At 62.3% G+C, this 18,008-nt stretch carries 18 protein-coding genes; 11 read left to right on the forward strand and 7 right to left on the reverse strand.

Features of this window, described 5'->3' with window-relative positions; all coding sequences use genetic code 11:
• Positions 1–635 precede the first annotated feature (635 nt).
• The 8 genes from ABZF37_RS02070 to ABZF37_RS02105 all read left to right on the forward strand — a co-directional run bounded on the left by ABZF37_RS02070 (position 636) and on the right by ABZF37_RS02105 (position 8,261).
• Positions 636–1,484 (forward strand): hypothetical protein, encoded by an 849-nt coding sequence (locus ABZF37_RS02070; protein ID WP_372716241.1) that lies wholly within the window; start codon positions 636–638, stop codon positions 1,482–1,484.
• Positions 1,485–1,591: 107 nt separating this feature from the next.
• Positions 1,592–2,482 (forward strand): NAD-dependent DNA ligase, encoded by an 891-nt coding sequence (locus ABZF37_RS02075; protein ID WP_372716243.1) that lies wholly within the window; start codon positions 1,592–1,594, stop codon positions 2,480–2,482.
• A gap of 94 nt (positions 2,483–2,576) precedes the next feature.
• Positions 2,577–3,290: a DUF4145 domain-containing protein gene (locus ABZF37_RS02080; protein WP_372716245.1), complete on the forward strand. Its 714-nt coding sequence runs from the start codon at positions 2,577–2,579 to the stop codon at positions 3,288–3,290.
• Between the two features lie 647 nt (positions 3,291–3,937).
• The gene (locus ABZF37_RS02085) at positions 3,938–4,690 is read left to right on the forward strand and encodes an SDR family NAD(P)-dependent oxidoreductase (protein ID WP_372716247.1); all 753 of its coding nucleotides are present in this window, start codon (positions 3,938–3,940) and stop codon (positions 4,688–4,690) included.
• Positions 4,691–4,965: 275 nt separating this feature from the next.
• Complete coding sequence (locus tag ABZF37_RS02090; protein ID WP_372716249.1) at positions 4,966–6,165, forward strand: aromatic ring-hydroxylating dioxygenase subunit alpha; 1,200 nt, start codon at positions 4,966–4,968, stop codon at positions 6,163–6,165.
• Complete coding sequence (locus ABZF37_RS02095; protein ID WP_372716251.1) at positions 6,162–6,494, forward strand: hypothetical protein; 333 nt, start codon at positions 6,162–6,164, stop codon at positions 6,492–6,494. Before ABZF37_RS02090 ends, ABZF37_RS02095 begins: the two co-directional genes overlap by 4 nt.
• A 170-nt stretch (positions 6,495–6,664) precedes the next feature.
• The gene (locus ABZF37_RS02100; protein WP_372716253.1) at positions 6,665–7,888 is read left to right on the forward strand and encodes an aromatic ring-hydroxylating dioxygenase subunit alpha; all 1,224 of its coding nucleotides are present in this window, start codon (positions 6,665–6,667) and stop codon (positions 7,886–7,888) included.
• A 25-nt stretch (positions 7,889–7,913) separates the two neighbouring features.
• The gene (locus ABZF37_RS02105) at positions 7,914–8,261 is read left to right on the forward strand and encodes a hypothetical protein (RefSeq protein WP_372716255.1); all 348 of its coding nucleotides are present in this window, start codon (positions 7,914–7,916) and stop codon (positions 8,259–8,261) included.
• A gap of 7 nt (positions 8,262–8,268) precedes the next feature.
• On the opposite strand, the gene mnmA is transcribed toward ABZF37_RS02105, so the two are convergent.
• The 5 genes from mnmA to ABZF37_RS02130 all read right to left on the reverse strand — a co-directional run bounded on the left by mnmA (position 8,269) and on the right by ABZF37_RS02130 (position 12,243).
• Positions 8,269–9,420, reverse strand: a complete 1,152-nt coding sequence (gene mnmA / locus ABZF37_RS02110) for a tRNA 2-thiouridine(34) synthase MnmA (RefSeq protein ID WP_372716258.1) — start codon at positions 9,418–9,420, stop codon at positions 8,269–8,271.
• Positions 9,420–9,863, reverse strand: coding sequence for an NUDIX hydrolase (locus ABZF37_RS02115; RefSeq protein WP_372716260.1), 444 nt, complete (start codon positions 9,861–9,863; stop codon positions 9,420–9,422). Before ABZF37_RS02115 ends, mnmA begins: the two co-directional genes overlap by 1 nt.
• A 9-nt stretch (positions 9,864–9,872) precedes the next feature.
• Positions 9,873–10,649 carry a uroporphyrinogen-III synthase gene (locus tag ABZF37_RS02120; RefSeq protein ID WP_372716262.1) on the reverse strand — a complete coding sequence of 259 codons (777 nt, stop codon included), beginning with the start codon at positions 10,647–10,649 and terminating at the stop codon, positions 9,873–9,875.
• Positions 10,642–11,553, reverse strand: a complete 912-nt coding sequence (gene hemC, locus ABZF37_RS02125; protein ID WP_372716264.1) for a hydroxymethylbilane synthase — start codon at positions 11,551–11,553, stop codon at positions 10,642–10,644. The genes ABZF37_RS02120 and hemC overlap by 8 nt, the downstream gene beginning before the upstream one ends.
• A gap of 75 nt (positions 11,554–11,628) precedes the next feature.
• Positions 11,629–12,243 carry a hypothetical protein gene (locus ABZF37_RS02130; RefSeq protein WP_372716266.1) on the reverse strand — a complete coding sequence of 205 codons (615 nt, stop codon included), beginning with the start codon at positions 12,241–12,243 and terminating at the stop codon, positions 11,629–11,631.
• A gap of 148 nt (positions 12,244–12,391) precedes the next feature.
• Between ABZF37_RS02130 and asd the strand changes: the two genes are divergently transcribed.
• The gene (gene asd / locus ABZF37_RS02135) at positions 12,392–13,273 is read left to right on the forward strand and encodes an archaetidylserine decarboxylase (RefSeq protein ID WP_372716268.1); all 882 of its coding nucleotides are present in this window, start codon (positions 12,392–12,394) and stop codon (positions 13,271–13,273) included.
• A gap of 81 nt (positions 13,274–13,354) precedes the next feature.
• Positions 13,355–14,272: a bile acid:sodium symporter family protein gene (locus tag ABZF37_RS02140; protein ID WP_372716270.1), complete on the forward strand. Its 918-nt coding sequence runs from the start codon at positions 13,355–13,357 to the stop codon at positions 14,270–14,272.
• Between the two features lie 15 nt (positions 14,273–14,287).
• On the opposite strand, the gene ABZF37_RS02145 is transcribed toward ABZF37_RS02140, so the two are convergent.
• On the reverse strand, positions 14,288–15,448 hold the full coding sequence (locus ABZF37_RS02145) for an acyl-CoA dehydrogenase family protein (protein WP_372716272.1): 1,161 nt from the start codon (positions 15,446–15,448) through the stop codon (positions 14,288–14,290).
• A 299-nt stretch (positions 15,449–15,747) separates the two neighbouring features.
• Between ABZF37_RS02145 and ABZF37_RS02150 the strand changes: the two genes are divergently transcribed.
• Complete coding sequence (locus tag ABZF37_RS02150; protein ID WP_372716274.1) at positions 15,748–17,445, forward strand: amidohydrolase family protein; 1,698 nt, start codon at positions 15,748–15,750, stop codon at positions 17,443–17,445.
• Between the two features lie 56 nt (positions 17,446–17,501).
• Here ABZF37_RS02150 and ABZF37_RS02155 read toward each other — a convergent pair.
• On the reverse strand, positions 17,502–18,008 hold a 507-nt coding region (locus ABZF37_RS02155), incomplete at its 5' end, for an OmpP1/FadL family transporter (RefSeq protein WP_372716276.1).

Here is an 18,008-nt window from a genome sequence, read left to right on the forward strand (position 1 = left end):
CGTGGGGTGGGGGAGGAAAGCGACCAGGGTACGACTGTGCGAACGTTAAGGCTCCTCGTGTCCCGCCAGAGCACCCAGAGGCACAGACGGCCAGCCGTATCTGTAAGCCACCCCTGGCAAAACCGTGATCTTGGTCACCCACGACTTGCTCAGGTCCGGCAAATCCTGAGACTCAACATTGCAACAGTCTGTTCAAGGCCGATGTCGACCCCTAAGCGGTCCGCTTGATGGCCCATCTGCCGAGTGGTCATTGGCTTGCCTATACTGCCCAGCAAAACAGTAGTAGATTTCGGCGCAATGGATCGCGTTGATTAACCGCGACGGGGTCGGAGCAAGCCGTACCCGACTGATCGGGAGGCGTTTATGAGTTGTTGGCCCATCGTGTTCCTGCCAGACAAAGGGTGTGCCTGGGATGCTGCTGGATATACGCAAAAGTTCCCGAATTTCGTGGCGGTCACCTTGGTTCTTGGCCGATAGCTCAACGGCGACGGCGGAAACAATGGATTTTGGCGGTGGGCCGAGCCGACATGGCAGACATGAAGCCGGTGAAGCTTCGGCGGGTTATGCGGAAATGTTCCGTGTTTAAACGCGGAAGATTTCCGGATACTCAATGTTAGCCAGCATGAGGTGATCGTATGGACACACCGCAAGCCGTCACCAATCGGCCCTGCTGGGGACGACGAGTGTTGCTCGCGTTCTTGGTCATCATCTTCCTCTTGGTCGCGTGGCATCTTTACCTGTCCGTCGGGCTCAACAATCGCGTGCGCTCTCTTCAATCGGCCAGTAGCGACTCGCAGCAGGAACTCTCGATCTCGGTGAACCCCGTGACAAACCTGGTTTCAATGACGATCGCCATGCCCCCAGATGTGAGCGAAGACAACCCGTTCGCCGCCCTCGGCTCGGCCCTGGGTGAGGCGATGATCCAGGCCATCGGGCCGAGCTTCATCGAGCGGGAGCTGAACACTCGCGCGCGGGAGCAGTACGATCTCTACGCGGTGCTCGTTCCTTACCGTGTCCGTCTCTCGACAGAGCCAGCCAGCGCGGAGGCTGTCGCAAGGATGCGGGAGGAGCGAGAGAAGCGCAGGGCGGACGAGGCCCGAGCGAAAGCCGAGGCCGAAGCCGAGCGGCTACGATCAATCCGGGCATATGTGTCTTCGAATCTCTCACTGGAAAGCGTTCGGGTTGCTCCCGGTGAGCGCTTCGGACGAACCGTGGATGGCGTATTTGGAACCATCGTGAACAACGGCGCCGAGCCGCTTCGAAAGGTGACCGTGCGAATCTACTTTCTGGACAATGCCAGCCGCCGCATAGGCGAGAAGGACTATTCGCCCGTGCTCGTCACCGAGTTCTCGATCGGCGACAACACGCCGCTTCGCCCCGGGTATCGGAAAGACTTCGGCTACAACGTTGAGGAGGACACTCCGTCAGCTTGGGCCAAAAAGATTGAGGCCGAGATAATCGACATAGAGTTCTTGGAAAAGTGAGGTTCCCATTGCGCAGCATGCTGGCTAACAACAGCATGCAGCTGACGGCGCTTCGCGCCGCAGCTGATGCTGAGCGTTAGCCGTCAGAAAAAAGGTAGGAGAACCCGATGCACGAAGATCACAAGCCCTATTACCTTTTCACCGGGCGGTCGCGAATCGACAAGGCGGTAAATTCATTGTTGGGGCTCGTCGAGGGCATCTCGATCGATGGAAAAATAAACGAAAACGAAATTCATTTCCTAAATCTATGGCTGGACGACCATCGCGATGTACAGAAAAAACATCCTTTTAACGAACTCGTTCCTGTTGTAGCTGAAGCCATCGCTGACGGGGTTCTGGCGAACGAGGAAAGGGATGACATTCTATGGCTCTGTGAGCGCCTACGATCAACTGAATTCTTTGATCAAACAACTGCCGACCTTCAGAGGCTTCATGCAATTCTTGGTGGAATCGCAGGTGATGGAGAAATAACGAAAGAAGAGCTAGAAGGGCTTGCTGCTTGGTTGGCAAATCATGAGCATCTGCGAACATGCTGGCCGTATGATGAAGTGGATAGCATTATCACTGCTGTACTAGCCGATCACCACATAGATCCGGAAGAGCACAAGATGCTTATGTCGTTCTTTTCCGAATTTGTCGCTGTACTTGATGACAGGACAATCACAAACCCCGTATTTTCCGAGCAAAGCTCAGTTGCGGGTGTCTGCGCAGTTTGCCCTGAAATAACATTCGTGGGCTCTGTGTTTTGTTTTACTGGTGCTTCCAATTCATACACACGGGCGGGATTTGTCGAGGTTGTGCGGGAGCTAGGTGGCCAAGCGCTTCCCGGCGTTTCGAAGAAGGTTAACTATCTGGTTATTGGGGCGGAAGGAAACCCGTGTTGGGCATACGCCTGTTATGGCCGTAAAGTTGAAAAAGCTGTGCAACTGCGAAAGCAAGGAGTTTCCCTTGTCATTGTTCATGAAAATGATTTCCACGATGCAGTCGCTGACGGCTAACAAATCGTTGCAGCGGACGCTCCGCGCCGCCGCTGATGCTGAGCGTTAGAGCGAACGCACACTGCATCCCATCGACTCACGAACCGTAGAAATTATGGATATTAAAGAAGCCCAGGAAGGAATTTCCAATCACGTCAAGGACCTTATTGAGGTATGCCCGCATTGTGATACGCAAGCTCATATCGAAGCCTTATGGAATGACTACCACAGGCTGAAAAATCGAGATGTTGAATTCTACGTAATCTTCCGGTGCAAGCCATGTCGGAAACTCCTTCTAAAGACCTTCTACTTTAAGCAGAATGAGCATAGCCGCAATGAGTTGCTCTCAATGAAGGGTTGGACGGATATGTTCCCCGTGTCCCTAGACGACAAGCTCAGTAATGAGGAAAAAGCGTTTATTCCGAGCGAGGTGTGTCAAGATTACAACGAAGCATTGAGATGCCAAGCGATAGGAGCCGATAGAGCAGCATGCGCCATGTTTCGAAGAGCCCTGCAAAGCGCCCTAGTAAAACTCGGGGCCGACCCGAAAATTGACCTCATCAAGCAAATCGGAAGTTTGTCCACCGTGTCCGAGGATGTGAAGGATTGGTCGCATCAGATCCGAATATTTGGAAACTGGGGTGCTCACCCCGACAAGGACAACCTAAAAAACGTAGATCACGACGATGTGATTGAAGTGCATGATTTCACATCAAAGTTCTTGATGTATTCGTTCATCATGCCCGAGAAGGTTAAGCTCTCCCGCGAAAGACGAGAGAAAAAAATTAAGGGTGATAAAGACTCATCCTCGAGAGTTCCCGGTGCTTAAATTTCGCGGCGCAAAGCTATGTGGTCGTGAAGTTCGCTCTAACAATGCGCTCGAATCGGGCGCTTCGCGCCCTCGGACCGGCGCACCGCCTGGCGGCGTTTCGCCGTCCGTTCAGCGCAGAAGTTGGGCATCACAATGAAGATCGGTCGTTACACGGCTATCGAGTACGCAATTGCATTCGGGACTTTTTTGCTTCTCGCGTCCTTTCCGCTTCGCTATTTCTACGGGGCTGAAATCAGAGAGTGGGAGCAGTCACTTGGGCTGGCCAGATACTTTGTAATAGTCCCGCTCTTCTTGTACGTGATTTGGGGGCACTGGAGCGTCAGTTCAAGAGCTGCGAAGGGGCGCGGGCAACCCGTCGTCAGGCCTTGGGTCTGGGCCGTGGCAGTCGCAGGCACTGGCGTTGCTGGTCTTGGTATTCTCCTGTCATGACAATGCTGCCCAACAAGGCGCTCCAGGGACCGTAGCCTGGATGAAGCGTAGCGGAATCCGGGGCGAGTGGGTGACGGCCTCCCCGTATTCCGCTGCACTCGATACGGGCTACTACTTGCCATTCCCGCGCCTCACGCGGCCCTGTCCAAGCCGCCCACGCTCGGTTATCGTCCGGACTGGTGGCGCTCCTGCCACGGTTTGGAGGAGATACGAAGATGGCACGGTTCGACGGCAAGTCGGTGATCGTCACCGGCGGGGGTTCGGGGATTGGCGCGGCGACGGCGCGGGCGTTTGCTGCCCAGGGCGCGGCGGTGATGATCGGCGACATTAACGCCAAGGCGGGTGAGGCGGTGGCCGCCGATATTCGGGGGAAGGGTCACAAGGCCGCTTTCATCGCCACCGATACCACCCGCAAACCGAGCGTGGAGGCACTGGTTGCCGCCGCCGTGGCGGCGAGTGGCAAGCTGGATGTGGTGTTCGCCAACGCCGGGGTGTTCGATGGCTTTTTGCCGTTTACGGACATCGACGAGGCCTTGTTCGACCGCGTTATCGGCGTCAACGTGAAGGGTTATTTCTTCACCTGCCAGGCGGCTTTTGAAGCCCTGAAGAAAACCGGCGGCAACATCGTGATGACGGCGTCCGTGGCCGGGCTGGCGTCCGGTGGCGGCGGGGCGGCGTACACGGCATCCAAGTACGCGACCATCGGGCTGATTAACCAGATTGGTGTGGAGGCCGCGGCGCATGGCATCCGCGTGAATGGCGTGGCGCCGGGCGGTGTAAAGACGGGCATGACCGAGCACCTGATCGACGACCCGGCGCTGGCCGGTTTCATCAGCCAGTCGACGCCGCTGGCGCGCTGGGCCGAGCCGGAAGAAATCGCCGATGCGGTGGTGTTCCTGGCCAGCGACGAGGCGCGTTACATCACCGGCACGGTGCTGCGCGTGGACGGCGGCATGCGTTCCAAATAGCGGGCGCCGCGGGCGGGACAAACCCGGCAAATCGCGGTACGTTACCGCTTGTTGGGGAGACGCTGAATATTCAGTGGTTCCCGCAGCGCAAGGATGCGCTGCCAAAATCTGTGGCTGTAAGCCGCTGATTTTGTGAGTCGTCGGAAAACCACGCTTTTCCGATGACGGGCGCTGAGAAAGCCAGGAAGGATTTACTCAGCGCTTCTTTCGGGGCCTGTTGGTCTTCCGTAGCGGCCCGCACGTCCGAACGGCAACTTTGCGGAGGGGAACCTGCCATGTCTGATTTGATCGGCATGAATTTTGTCACCCAGACGCCCGATGTCGGCACCTCCCGGGTGCCGGCAGCGGCCTACACCGATCCGGTGCAGTTCGAGCAGGAACGCGAAAAGATCTTTCGCCGCGCCTGGCTGCGCGTGTGCAGGGCCAATGAGGTACCGCAACCCGGCGACTACCGGGTGCTCGAAATCCCGGTGTGGGGCGCCTCGGTCATCATCACGCGCGGAAACGATGGCGAGCTGCACGCATTTTTGAACATGTGTCGCCACCGGGGCATGGTGCTGACGCGCAGCGCCAGCGGAAACGCCGGCGGCTTTGTGTGCGATTTTCACGGCTGGACCTACAACCTCGACGGCACGCTGCGCAGCGTGCCGGGCGAGGAATATTTTCCGCGCCTGGAAGCGGACCGCGCCGGCCTTGGCGCGCGGCGCCTGGCGGTGGGTAGCTGGCGCGGTTTCGTGTTTGTGAACTGGAACCCGACACCGCCGTGGACGCTGGCCGAATACCTCGGCGAGCTGGGGGAGTTTGTCGGTCAGCACCCGCTTGAGCAATACGAACACACCGGCAGCTACCGCCTGGAGGTGAATGCCAACTGGAAGGTGATCACCGACGCCTTTCTCGAGCCTTACCACGTGGCGACCGTGCACCGCCGCTCGCTGCCGGATGCCATGAACTCACCGGGTAATCCGCTGGGGCTGCCCAATTCCTGCCGCGTGTATGGCGATCACCGCACCATGGCGGTGTGGGGCAATCCGGCGCACCAGCCGACGCCGGCCGAAGCGCTGATGTGGAAACACGCCTTCGCGCTGCAACCGGGCAAGGTGGAGGACGTGCCGGGAGCAAATCCGGACCGCTCCCCTACCTGGTGGTTCGATACCAATATCTGGTTTCCGTACTTCTCGCTGTTTGTCGGTGCCGGCTGGTTGCTGACTTACGACGTGTGGCCGATCAGCGTTAACCGCACCGTTTGGGAAGTGAATACCTATGGTCTGACGCCGACCAACGCGGCGCAGAAGCTGGGCGGCGAGTATATGAAGATCATGCTGCGCGATGCCCTGATGGAGGACTTCAGCACCGTCGAGCAGGTGCAGAAGAACCTGGAAACCGGTGCCATGGAGCATCTTTATCTGTCGGATGAGATGGAGTATTTCATCCGCCACCAGCATTGGGCGGTGCAGCGCTGGTTGAGTCAGCCATGAGCGGCGGCGGGGCGGTGCTGCCGTCGAGTTTTGCCGACCTGGAGCGGTGGGCGGGTACCTGGGTGCTGGATACCGAGCGCGAACGACGCGACCTGCGCTGCCAGAGCGAGATGGCGGCGCTCGATGCCTTTTACCAGGCGCTCCTGCTGCGCATGGACGCCATCATCCTGCACTTGAACGCGTTTCCCCTGGATGCCCTGCCTGGCCCCGAGCAAAATCTGCTCAAGCTTGGTCAGGCGTTCCTGGAGGTGGCGCCGGCGGTGGAGTTGTTCCACGCGCCGGAGGTGCCGGACGGGTTCCCCTGGCAGCGTTTCGAGGTGCTGACCTGAGGGGTGTGCGCTCAGCGCGCGGCTCAATCCACCGATTCCAGGCTCTGTTGCCCGCTTGACTGGCGTCAAGCGGGTCTGTTGGCCAGCCTTTCTAATGACTCCCGGCATCCGGCCGTTCGGTTGCCGACAGCGCGGGGCCGCCACGAGCCCCTGCACAGGAAGGAGTCGTCATGAACGCCCCGCAGCCGCCGGTCAGTTATCCGTTCAGTCCCAGCCATGCCATGAAATTCGGCACCCCGGTGCCGGACATGGGCAGTGGGCCAATCCCGGCCGAATCGGTGACCTCGGCCGCGTATTTCGAGCGCGAGCGCGAGCAGATATTCAAGCAGGCCTGGCTACAGGTCGGCCGGGTGGAGGAAATCCCCAACGCGGGTGATTACTTCACGCGTGAGTTGCACGTGTTCAAGAGCAACATCGTGGTGGTGCGCGGCAAGGACGGCGCGGTGCGCGCCTTCCACAATATGTGTACCCATCGGGGCATGGCGCTGGCGACTGAGGCCTGCGGCAACACGCGCGGCTTTACCTGCGAGTTTCACGGCTGGGGCTTTGGTCTGGACGGCAGCTTGCAGGCGGTGCCGGCGATCGAGTCCTTCCCCGGCATTGATCGGTCCAGGCTCGGTCTGAAAGCACTGGCCTGCGACACGTGGAACGGCTTTATCTTCGTGCACTGGAACCCGCAGCCGGCGCAGTCGCTGGCCGATTTCATGGGTCCGCTGGCCAGGGACATGGACGGTTTTCCGTTCGACCAATGCCAGCACATCGCCCACTACACGGCGCGCGTCAAGGCCAACTGGAAGCTGAGCATCGACGCCTTTCAGGAGGCCTACCACGCCACTTACCTGCACCGGCATGCCATTCCCGGTGCCGGCGATCTTGAGCTGGCGCTGCCAAGTTCGGTGCGGTTCTACGGTCCGCACCGCTCGGTGTCGTGCTGGCTGAAGACCGACATCCAGCCGACGCCGGCCGAGGCAATTGCCTACAAGCACGGCAGTTTCGGTTTCGTGAAGGCCGATGAAGGCGACACGCGCGGCCTGAACCCGTCGGGTGACGAGTCCTGGTGGTTCGACATCAACGTGTTCTTCCCGAATTTCTTTTGCGATCTGGGGCGTGGCTGGTACTTCACGTACAACTTCTGGCCGGTGTCGGAGAACGACACCATCTGGAACATGAACATCTACCAGGTGCAGGCGGCCACGGCCGGCGACCGGCTGGCGCAGGAATTCACCCGCGTGGTGCTGCGCGACACCGTGTTCGAGGACATGAGCACCATGGAGTTCTCGCAAAAGGCCTTTGATTCGGGCGTGATCACCGAGCAGACCATCGGCGATACCGAGATCGCCGTGCGTCACCAGTACTGGGTGGCGGACGAGTGGGTCAACGGCCGGCGGCCGTAACTACCGAGCACCCGGAGATCGTTCAATGACCAATCAATTGCCCGCTGCGTTTGCCGACCTTGAGCCGTTCTGTGCCAAGTGGCTGCGGCCGACCGAGTCGCAGCGCAACCAGGTGCGTATCAGCAGCGATATGGCAGAACTTCGCGTCTTTTACGACGCCGTGCTGCCGCGCTTCGATGCCGTCATCCGGCACCTGAACCAGTTCCCGTTGGGCGATCTGCCACCGGCCGAACAGAATCTGCTGAATCTGTCGTTCGCGTTCGTGGAAGCCACGGCGCCGGTGGAGCGTTTCAACTCACCGATCGTCACCAAGACCTTTCCGCCGGAGCGCTTCCTCATTCACGAGGATCTGGGTCGCAGCGGCGGTTGGTAAGACGCCCTCAGGCGCTCACGGCGTCGGCTGAAAGGGTTTGGGCAGCGGGGGTGGTGGTGTCTATCACCGCCCCGCCCAGGCATTCGCCGTCCCGATAAAACACCACTGACTGGCCCGGCGTGACCGCCCGCTGTGGGTGGGCGAAACGCACCTGACAGCGGCCGTCATCCAGCGCCTCGACTTCGCAGGCTTCGGCGGTTTGCCGGTAGCGGGTCTTGGCCGTGCAGGCAAATCGGACATCCGGCGGACCGCCGCCAATCCAGCTGGCCGTCTCGGACAGCAGGGCATTGCTCAGCAGCAGCGGATGATCGTGCCCCTGCACCACAAGCAAGGTGTTGCGCGTAGCGTCCTTGCCGGCGACGTACCAGGGCGCGTTGCCGTCGCCATGCCCGCCGCCGATTCCAAGACCCTGCCGCTGGCCAAGCGTGTAGTAAGGCAGGCCAATGTGCCGGCCGACGATGGTGTCATGCGGGTCCAGCATGTCGCCCGGCTCGGCCACCAGATAGCGGCTCAGGAACTCCCGGAACGGCCGCTCGCCGATAAAACAGATGCCGGTCGAGTCTTTCTTTTGCGCCACCGGCAGGCCGGCCCCGGCGGCCAGCGCGCGCACTTCGCGTTTGGTGAATCCGGCCAGCGGCATGCCGGCCGGGGCAAGCTGCGCTTGCGTCAGGGCGTGCAGGAAGTAGGTCTGGTCCTTGTCGGGGTCGGCCGGACACAAAAGATGAACCTGCCCGCGGCTTCGCCGCAGGGCGGCGTAGTGGCCGGTGGCGATGGCCTGCGCGCCGAGTGCCCGCGCGTGTTGCTGGAATACGCCGAACTTGATTTCGCGGTTACACAGCACGTCCGGATTGGGTGTGCGCCCGCGCCGGTATTCGGCCAGGAAATGGGCGAATACCTGCTCGCGATATTCGGCGGCGAAGTTGACCACCTGTACCGGGATATCGAGCTGCGCGCCGATCGCCTGGACGTCGGCAATGTCCACCTCGGCCGGGCAGTCGCCGAACTGGTCGTCGTCCTCCCAGTTCTTCATGAAAAGACCGAGCACCTCGTAGCCGGCGCGCTGCAGCAGCAATGCGGTGACCGCCGAATCGACACCACCAGACAGCCCGACCACCACCCGCGCGGGTGGCGGCAGCGGCAATCCAAAGGGGGCATCCATCAGATGTCGGCGAGCAATGACAACGGGTGCCGGGCGCCGCCGAGGTAGTCATCCAGGCAGCGCATCACCAGTTCGGTCCGGTGGCGGTCGACGCAGGCGGCCAGTTGCGTGCGATCCAGCCACACGGCGCGCTTGATGCCGGTGTCCAGTGGCTGGTCAGGATAGTGCTGGACGGCCCGGGCACTGAAACAGACGCGCAGCGTGGTCAGGCCGTTGCCGGGCTCGATACGCCGGTACACGCCGACCACCGCTTCGGGTTCGACCTTCCAGCCGGTTTCTTCCAGCGTCTCGCGCCGGCAGGCCTCGATCAGGGTTTCGCCATCTTCAAGGTGCCCGGCCGGCTGGTTGAATACCAGCCGGCCTTCGGCGAGTTCTTCCACCAGCAGGAAACGGCCGTCGTTCTCGACGATGGCGGCCACAGTGACGCGAGGAGTCCATACCATGGGTGCATTTTACCGGTCCACGGCGAGCGTGCCGTGCAAGCGAGTGACGGCTGTCACAAGATCGGCATCGCGCGCCTGGTCGGCGGCCATCAGTGGCCCGCTGAATCCGGCCTGAAGGGCAGACTCGGCCAGGGCCGGACTGAGCACCGCCAAAGGCAGCGCCTTGAGCTGCACCGCGAGTGGCCCGGCGAGGGCCATCAGGGCATGCAGACCGGCACGGCTGGTGGCGGTCACCACGGCGATGGCGTCCTGCGCCAGCCAGGCGGCAAGCTGAACCGGGTCACCCGCCGCGACCCGCCGGTAGCAGACCAGCGCCCGGACATCGGCGCCACGCGCCGCGAGGGTCTCGGCCAGCAGGGTGCGCCCGCCCTCACCGCGAAAGATCACCACCCGCTTGCCGGTCACGGCCTGCAGGGCCGGGAGGCTGAGCACGCCTTCGCTGTCGAAGCGGGCCTCCGGCAGCAACAGGTTTCGGAAGCCGGCCGCTTGCAGTGCCTGGGCACTCGCCGGCCCGACCGCGATTACCCCGCAATTGGCAGACAGGCCACCGGCCGCGGTAATTGCTGGCAGGGCGTGCTGTACGGCGTTGGCGCTGATGAACACGGCGAAATCGCAGGGCAGGGCGGCTCGCAGGGCCGCGCCGGCCGCCGTTGGATCCGTCGCCGCGATGGCCAGGGTGGGCAGGTACAGCGGACTGAAGCCGGCAGCCTGCAACCGCTCGCCAAACGCCGTGGCCTGGCCGGCTGGTCGGGTCACCAGCACGCCGCTGGCGGCGGATTCAGGCACGGTTGGCCAGGATGTCGGCCGCGCCGTGGTCGAGCAGGCGCTGGGCCAGGTCCAGACCGAGTGCCTGTGGCTGGTCAGCCGGTCCGCTGAGCGCCTCGCGCAGTATGCGGCGGCCATCCGGCGTACCGACCAGGCCTGTCAGGTGCAGCGTGTCGCCGTCCAGCACGGCGTGCGCCGCCAGCGGCGTATGGCAGCCGCCGCCCAGGCGCCCGGCAAAGGCCCGTTCGGCCTGCACGCGTAGGGCCGTGGGTGGCTGGTGCAGGGGTGCGATCAGTGCCGCGACGGCTGCATCACCGGTCCGGCATTCCAGGCCCAGTACACCCTGCGTTACTGCCGGCAGCATTACGTCCACCGGCAGGCGGGCGGCAATCCGGTCAGCCAGTCCCAGCCGGTCCAGGCCCGCGGCGGCCAGCAGCAGCGCATCGCAGTCGCCGCGATCGAGCTTGGCCAGGCGCGTCTGAACATTGCCGCGGGTCATCACCAGCACCAGGTCGGGTCGGCGGGCCAGCACCTGACAGCCCCGGCGCAGGCTGGCCGTGCCGACGCGGGCGCCGGTCGGCAGCGTGTCCAGGCTGCTTGCCTGCAATGTGACCAGGGCATCGCGCGGATCGGCGGCGGCGCAGAACACCGGCAACGCGAAACCCGGCGGTAGCTCGGCGGGCACGTCCTTCATGGAGTGCACGGCCAGGTCCGCGCGGCCATCGGCCAGACCCTGCTCCAGTTCCTTGATGAACAGGCCCTTGCCGCCCTCGGCGCTGAGCGTGCGGTCCAGGATGCGGTCGCCCTCGGTAAGCATCTCCACCAGTTCGACGCGCAGGGCCGGGTGGTGCGCTTGCAGCAAGCCGGCGATGTGGTGGGCCTGCCACAGGGCGAGCGGGCTCTTGCGGGTGGCGATGCGCAGCATGGTTATGACATCGTTGTGAGCAGGATGGTTATTCTGATCGCGCCGGGCGGACTGGAACCGATGGATCCGTGTACGTCACAAGCCTTTTGTGACGTCAGCAAGAACAGAAACAACCAGATTGCCGTACGAGTCAAATTTTTGCGCGCCTTCAAGTTCGCGATCTTTTTCATGCACTTTGTACTGACCAAGACGATCCGTACTCCAATGGTTTTGGTTCTTCTCGACTGCTTCAGGTGTCAATGAGTAGCTACGTTGGCTTGGACCAATGAGCAGCACCACCCGCCACGGCAAACCACTTCCCCTGAACGAGTCTAAAAATTTTGGTGTTAATCCCCAAAAGCCTTTGTCATCTGAACGTTCTTTGACATACCACAAGTGTTTTGAACCATCTTGTGTTCGCGTTTCGAACAGATTTGATCGGCGATCTTGCATTACCCGCTCTACTTCGAGATCTGCCGCTTCAAGCTCGGAAAGAAACACATCAAGTAGTTTGGATTTTTTGATCGCGCGAGGGCTATTTCTTTGTGGCGTGGCAGTTTGAGGGGTGCCGTCCGTCATCGGGCGAGTGGACCGCTTATGGTCCAGTCCGGCGACGCGCCGGAGCACTGAGTTGGGAGTATCTTCGAGCGGTCTGGCTTGAGATTTCAACCACTCCCAAACGTCGTCGTCGATTCGTACAACTGGGGCCATGAAGTATTCTCCTGTTACAACGTAACAAAAGTTAAATCGTTCCAAGACCTTCTGTCAAGAGGTCTGGTACCCATCGAGCGGCGTTACGCGAATAGCGTGAGAGCCCGTCCCGCAGCACAATGCCTTGCCATTAATCTCGGTGCTCATCATGTCCTGGTTTTCCGATCAACTCGCCTGCCTGCCGTCGCGGCTGCTGCCGCAGCATGCCATCTCGCGCCTTATATACGTCCTGGCCCGCTCGCGCCGGCCGTGGTTCAAGCAGCTCCTGATAAACGGCCTGGTTCGCGCTTATCGGGTGGACCTGGCCGATGCGCAGCAGCCGGACCCGCATGACTATCCCGATTTCGTGAGCTTCTTTACCCGCGCGCTGCGCGACGGCGCCCGGCCTGTGGCCGGTGACGAACAGACCCTGGTCAGTCCAGCTGATGGCGCGCTGAGCATGCACGGTCGCATCGATGGCGACCGATTGCTGCAGGCCAAGGGCCGCAGCTTCACGCTGGGCGAACTGCTCGGTGGCGACTTTCAACTGGCCGACGAACTCAGCGACGGCGAGTTCTGCACCGTGTATCTGGCGCCGCGCGACTATCACCGGGTACACATGCCGCTGGCCGGTACCCTGCGCAGCATGACCCATATCCCGGGCCGACTGTTCTCCGTTCAGGGCGCCACCGCCCGCCATGTCGATCGCCTGTATGCCCGCAACGAGCGCCTGGTGTGCGTGTTCGACACGGCCGGCGGACCGCTGGTGGTGGTCTTGGTAGGCGCGCTGCTGGTGTCGAGCATCACCACCGTGTGGGCGGGCGAGATCAATCCACACGGCGACCGCAAACGCCTGTGGCGGCAGACCTATCCGGCCTCGGGGGCGGGCAGTGTGCACCTGGCGCGCGGCGCCGAGCTTGGTCATTTCGCGATGGGCTCGACGGTGATTGTGCTTGTGCCGGCCGGCCGCCTGAGCTGGGACGCGGCGTTACACGCCGGTGTCGCACTGCGCTGCGGGGAGGCGCTCGGTACGGTGACCCCGGCCGACTGAGGCTGGTTGGCGCGATCGGCGCTTGGCTCTATGCTGCTGAAAAACGTTGGCACGAAGCGGCAGTCCTGAGGAGAAACACCGATGCACGGCGTGATCGAGCAGCTGATCCCGGGCGCCCTGATTTTCATCATGTTCGGCATGGGCATGGAGCTGACCGCGGCCGACTTCACGCGCCTGGCCCGCATACCCCGGCCGGTGCTGGTCGGGTTGTTCGGCCATACGCTGATTCTGCCGGCGGTGGCGCTGGGCATGATCATGCTGTTCCCGATGCCGGCGGCGTTCGCGCTGGGGTTGATGGTGGTCGCCGCCTGCCCGGGCGGGGCGGTGTCCAATCTGTGGACTCACCTGGCGCGCGGTGACGTGGCGCTGGCGGTCACCCTGACTGCCCTGAGCGCCGCGGTGGCGGTGGTGTGGGTGCCGATATTGCTGAATCTGTCGGTGACCTATCTGGTGGGCGACAGCATCAATATCCGGCTGCCCCTGTTTCCGACCATGAAACACATCGCCATGCTGACCGTGGTTCCGGTGTCGCTGGGCATGCTGGTCAATCGCCTGCGCCCAACGTTTGCCCGGCGTATGGACCGCCCGGTGCGCATCCTGTCGCTGCTGTTCCTGGCGCTGGCCGTGGTCGGCATTCTGGTGCGCGCGCGCGGTCAGCTGGGCAACATGATGGCGACTGCCTTTGTGCCGGTACTTGGCTACAACTTCCTGGTGATGGCTTTGGGCCTGCTGCTGGCGCGTCTGGCGTCCCTGCCCCGGCGGCAGGTCATCACCTTGCCGATGGAGATCGGTGTCCAGAACGTGATCATGGCCGCCACGCTGGCCACCGCGCCGCAGTTTCTGGGTCGGCCCGAAGTGGGCCTGGTGCCGAGTGTCTACGGCTTCACCATGACGCTGATGGCGGCCGGTTTCATCGGCCTGATCCGCTTCGCGCCGGGGATTCTTGGCCGGGAGCCGGCGGTTGAAGGGGCCGCGCAGTCTGAGCCCGGTCGCGCATGAGCTGGCGCTGCGTACTCAGTACGAGCGTGGCATGCCCAGGTCGTGCTGGGCGACGGTGTTGAGCACCATTTCGTCGGTAATCGGCACCATGCGGGAACCGCGCAGGTTGCGGTAAGCCCGCTCGACCCCCGAATCGGCGATATAGCCGGCCCCACCCAGAGTCTGAATAGCACGGTCGGCGGCGTGCAGCGCGGCATGGGTTGCCGCATGTTTGGCCATGACCGTCGGCACGCCGGCGTCCTTGCCCTGATCGAACAGCCACGCGGCCTGGTAGATTTTGAGCTTGGCGCACTCCAGCTCGATACGTGCCTCGGCGAGCGGGAACTGCAGGCCCTGATGGGTAGCCAGGGGCACCCCCCAGACTGATCGGTCCATGGCGTAGTTGACGGCCTTTTTGACCAGATAGTTGCCGGTGCCGACGTTGATGGCGGAGATGACCAGTCGTTCCGGGTTCAGCACCTGGTAGAGCAGGCGCCAGGCGTTGCCTTCCTCGCCGATGACATTGGCCGCCGGCACCGGATAGTCGTCAAAGAACACCGCGTTGGTGTCCATGTAATTGGTGCCCATCTTGCGAAACGGGCGGTACTGGATGCGCTCGCTTGGCATGTCGCCCAGCAACAGCGTGATGCCGCTCATGCGATTTTTGTCATCCCGAGCCGCCGTGCGGCACAGCACGGCGATTTTGCTGGCCACCGCCATGTTGGAAATGAACACTTTCTGTCCCCGGATAAGGAAAGTGTCGCCCTCGCGGCGGGCAAAGGTCTTGATATTGGTGACGTTCGAGCCGGCATCCGGCTCGGTGAAGGCACCGGCCCACAGTTCGCCGCTGGCCAGTGCCGGCAGGATGCTGGCTTTTTGCTGCGGAGTGCCACCGCGGTTGATCAGATAGCCGCCGAACACCGGGCCGCTGACAAAGGCGCCGGCGCCGTCACCGGAGCCGGCCTCGGCCAGGGCCTCGGCGGCCAGGCACAGGTCAAGCAGGCCCAGACCGCTGCCGCCGTATTCCTCCGGGATGGTCATGCCCATCAGGCCCTGATCGGCCAGCAGCTTCCAGAACTCCAGCGGGTGGCGGTGTTTCTGGTCGATGGCATTCCAGTAGCTGTCGTCGTAATCGCTGCCAAGCCGGTGACACAGGTCACGCAGGGCGCGCTGGTCGTCGGTGTAATCGAAGTTCATGATTCCTCCTCAGGAAGCGCTGAATAAATCCGCCCTGGATTTGTCAGCGCCCGTCATCGGAAAAGCGTGGTTTTCCGATGACTCACAAAATCAGTGACTTACAGCCACAGATTTTGGCAGCGCGTCCCTGCGCTGCGGGAGCCGCTGAATAAATCAGCGGTTCCCTCAAGCTTTGCATGGCCGAGCCCCCGAAGTATTCGGAACGGCTGGCGGTGTAAATTAAACCTTAACGAGCGATCATGCGGTGGGGTGCCTGCCAGATTCAGAAGTAACCGCCTTTCGATAATGGAGGAAGCGTCATGCACGACCTGTTGATCAAGGGTGGGACGATCGCCGACGGCAGCGGGGCGGCGGCGTTCACCGGGGATGTCGCCATCGATGGTGATCAGATCACGTTCGTTTCCAAACAGCGCAGTGGCGTGCGGGCACGCCGGCAGATCGATGCCAGCGGCCTGGTGGTGGCCCCCGGCTTTATCGATCCCCACACCCATTACGACGCCCAGTTTTGCTGGGACGGGCTGCTCAGCTCCTCGCCCGAGCACGGCGTGACCACGGTGGTTACCGGCAACTGCGGGGTGGGCCTGGCACCGGCCAGGCCGGATTTGTACGAAGTTCTGATCGGCGACCTGGTGAATGTCGAGGGCATGCCCTACGACACGCTCAGCAAGGGCGTCGACTGGCGCTGGGAGACCTTCGGCGAGTACCTGAAGGCCATGGATGACACCGGGCTCGGCATCAACGTCGCGGCCCTGGTCGCCATGACCCCGGTTCGCCACTGCGTGATGGGCGAGGCTGCCCGCAAACGCGCCGCGACGCCTGGCGAAGCCAAACAGATGGCCGACGTGTTTCGCCAGGCGATGCAGGATGGGGCCTTCGGGTTCTCGACCACCGTGCTCGGCATCCACGCCGGGTATGAGGGCAAGCCCCTGGCGTGCCGGTACGCCGACCACGCGGAATACACCGCCTTCGCCAACGTATTGCGGGATCTGGGCCGCGGCGCCATCGAACTGACTGTCACCCCGACCGATACCGTCAACGACGAGCAGCGCCAGCTGCTGGAGTTACTGGTCACCGAGAGCACACGGCCGGTGACCTGGATCGGCAGTTTCAATACCCCCGGCACCACCGACTCGTACAAAGCCAAACTGGCTGCTGTTGAGCACCTGATCGCCTGGGATAAATTGGTGCCGCAGACCACCTGCCATCCCATCAAGTTTCAGTTTCACCTGAAAAACCCGTTCATTCTGGGCATCTTCGAGTGCTGGCGTCCGGTCATGGCCATGGATCTGCCGGGCAAGATGGCGCGTTACAAAGACCCGCAGTTTCGCGCCCAGTTCAGCAAGGACATCCTGAAGAACGAGGCGTTGAGCGGTAACTTCTGGGACCGCGTGCGCCTGATCGACGGTGTCACGCAACCGACCCTCAAACTGGCACAGGACAAGCGCTCGGTGGCCCGGATGGCGGCCGATCGGGGCTGCGATCCGGTCGATCTGATGTTCCAGATCGCCTTCGACGATGACCTGGGCGCCATCTTCGAGCTGGTCGCCCTGAACCACGCGGCCAGCGAAGTGGTTCCGCTGATCACCGACAAGCGCCTGCTGATCGGTCTGTCCGATGCCGGCGCCCACGTGGACATGATGTGCGACGCCGGTTTTGCGACCTATATGCTCGCGCGCTGGGTGCGCGAGGAGAAAGTACTGTCGCTTGAGGAAGCCGTCCGGCGCCTGACCTCGGAACAGGCCAACTTTTTCGGCATCGCCAAGCGCGGCTTGCTGGAGTCGGGTAACTACGCGGATCTGGCCCTGTTCGACCCCACCCGGGTGCGGCCATTGGAGTCGGAAAAAGCGTTCGATCTGCCCGCCGGCGGCAAGCGTTGGGTCCAGCACGCCGAAGGCATGTTCGCCACCATCGTCAACGGCCGCGTGTTGTATCAGGAAGGGCAGTACCAGGGCGCGCTGCCCGGGCGGGTGCTGCGCAGCGGCGAAGCGTGCGCATGACACTGAGAGGTTCTATTTAGGGATCCGGAAACGGCACGAGCGACTGCTGCGTCGCCTCACAGGCGCCAACTCCAGCCGAGCATGACCATCTCCACGTGCGGACGTATTTTCTCGCTGGCGCCGGGCAGCGCAGCGGAGGGTCCGCGGTAGGTTTTCTCGAAGTAGTGGCCGACTGAGCCGTGCAGTTCGTGGCGGTCGGACAGCTGCCAGGTAAATCCGGCGCTCGCCTGGCGCAACTGGTTGGGCGTCAGCATGTTGAAGCTGACCGAGTTGATGTCGTTGTCGTTCGGTCGCTCGCCATAACCGTAACCGGCACGCAGGGTCAGGCTCGGCGACCAGGTGTAGGCCAGCCCGATGCGGTAGGTGGTGGCGTCCCGCCAGTTGAAGCCGCTGCCATCACTGCTGCCCAGCGGCTTGCCCAGCGGGTCGGCGAGCGTGTTCAGCACGCCGTTGCCAAGCGCGTTGACGCTGGCGAAGTTGATGCGCTGCACGTCCAGGGACACTAGCCAGTCCGCGGCCGGACGCACGGCGAGACCGACGCTCAGGTTCTCTGGTATGTCGAA

It is taken from the genome of Immundisolibacter sp. (genome assembly GCF_041601295.1).
GTDB lineage: Bacteria > Pseudomonadota > Gammaproteobacteria > Immundisolibacterales > Immundisolibacteraceae > Immundisolibacter.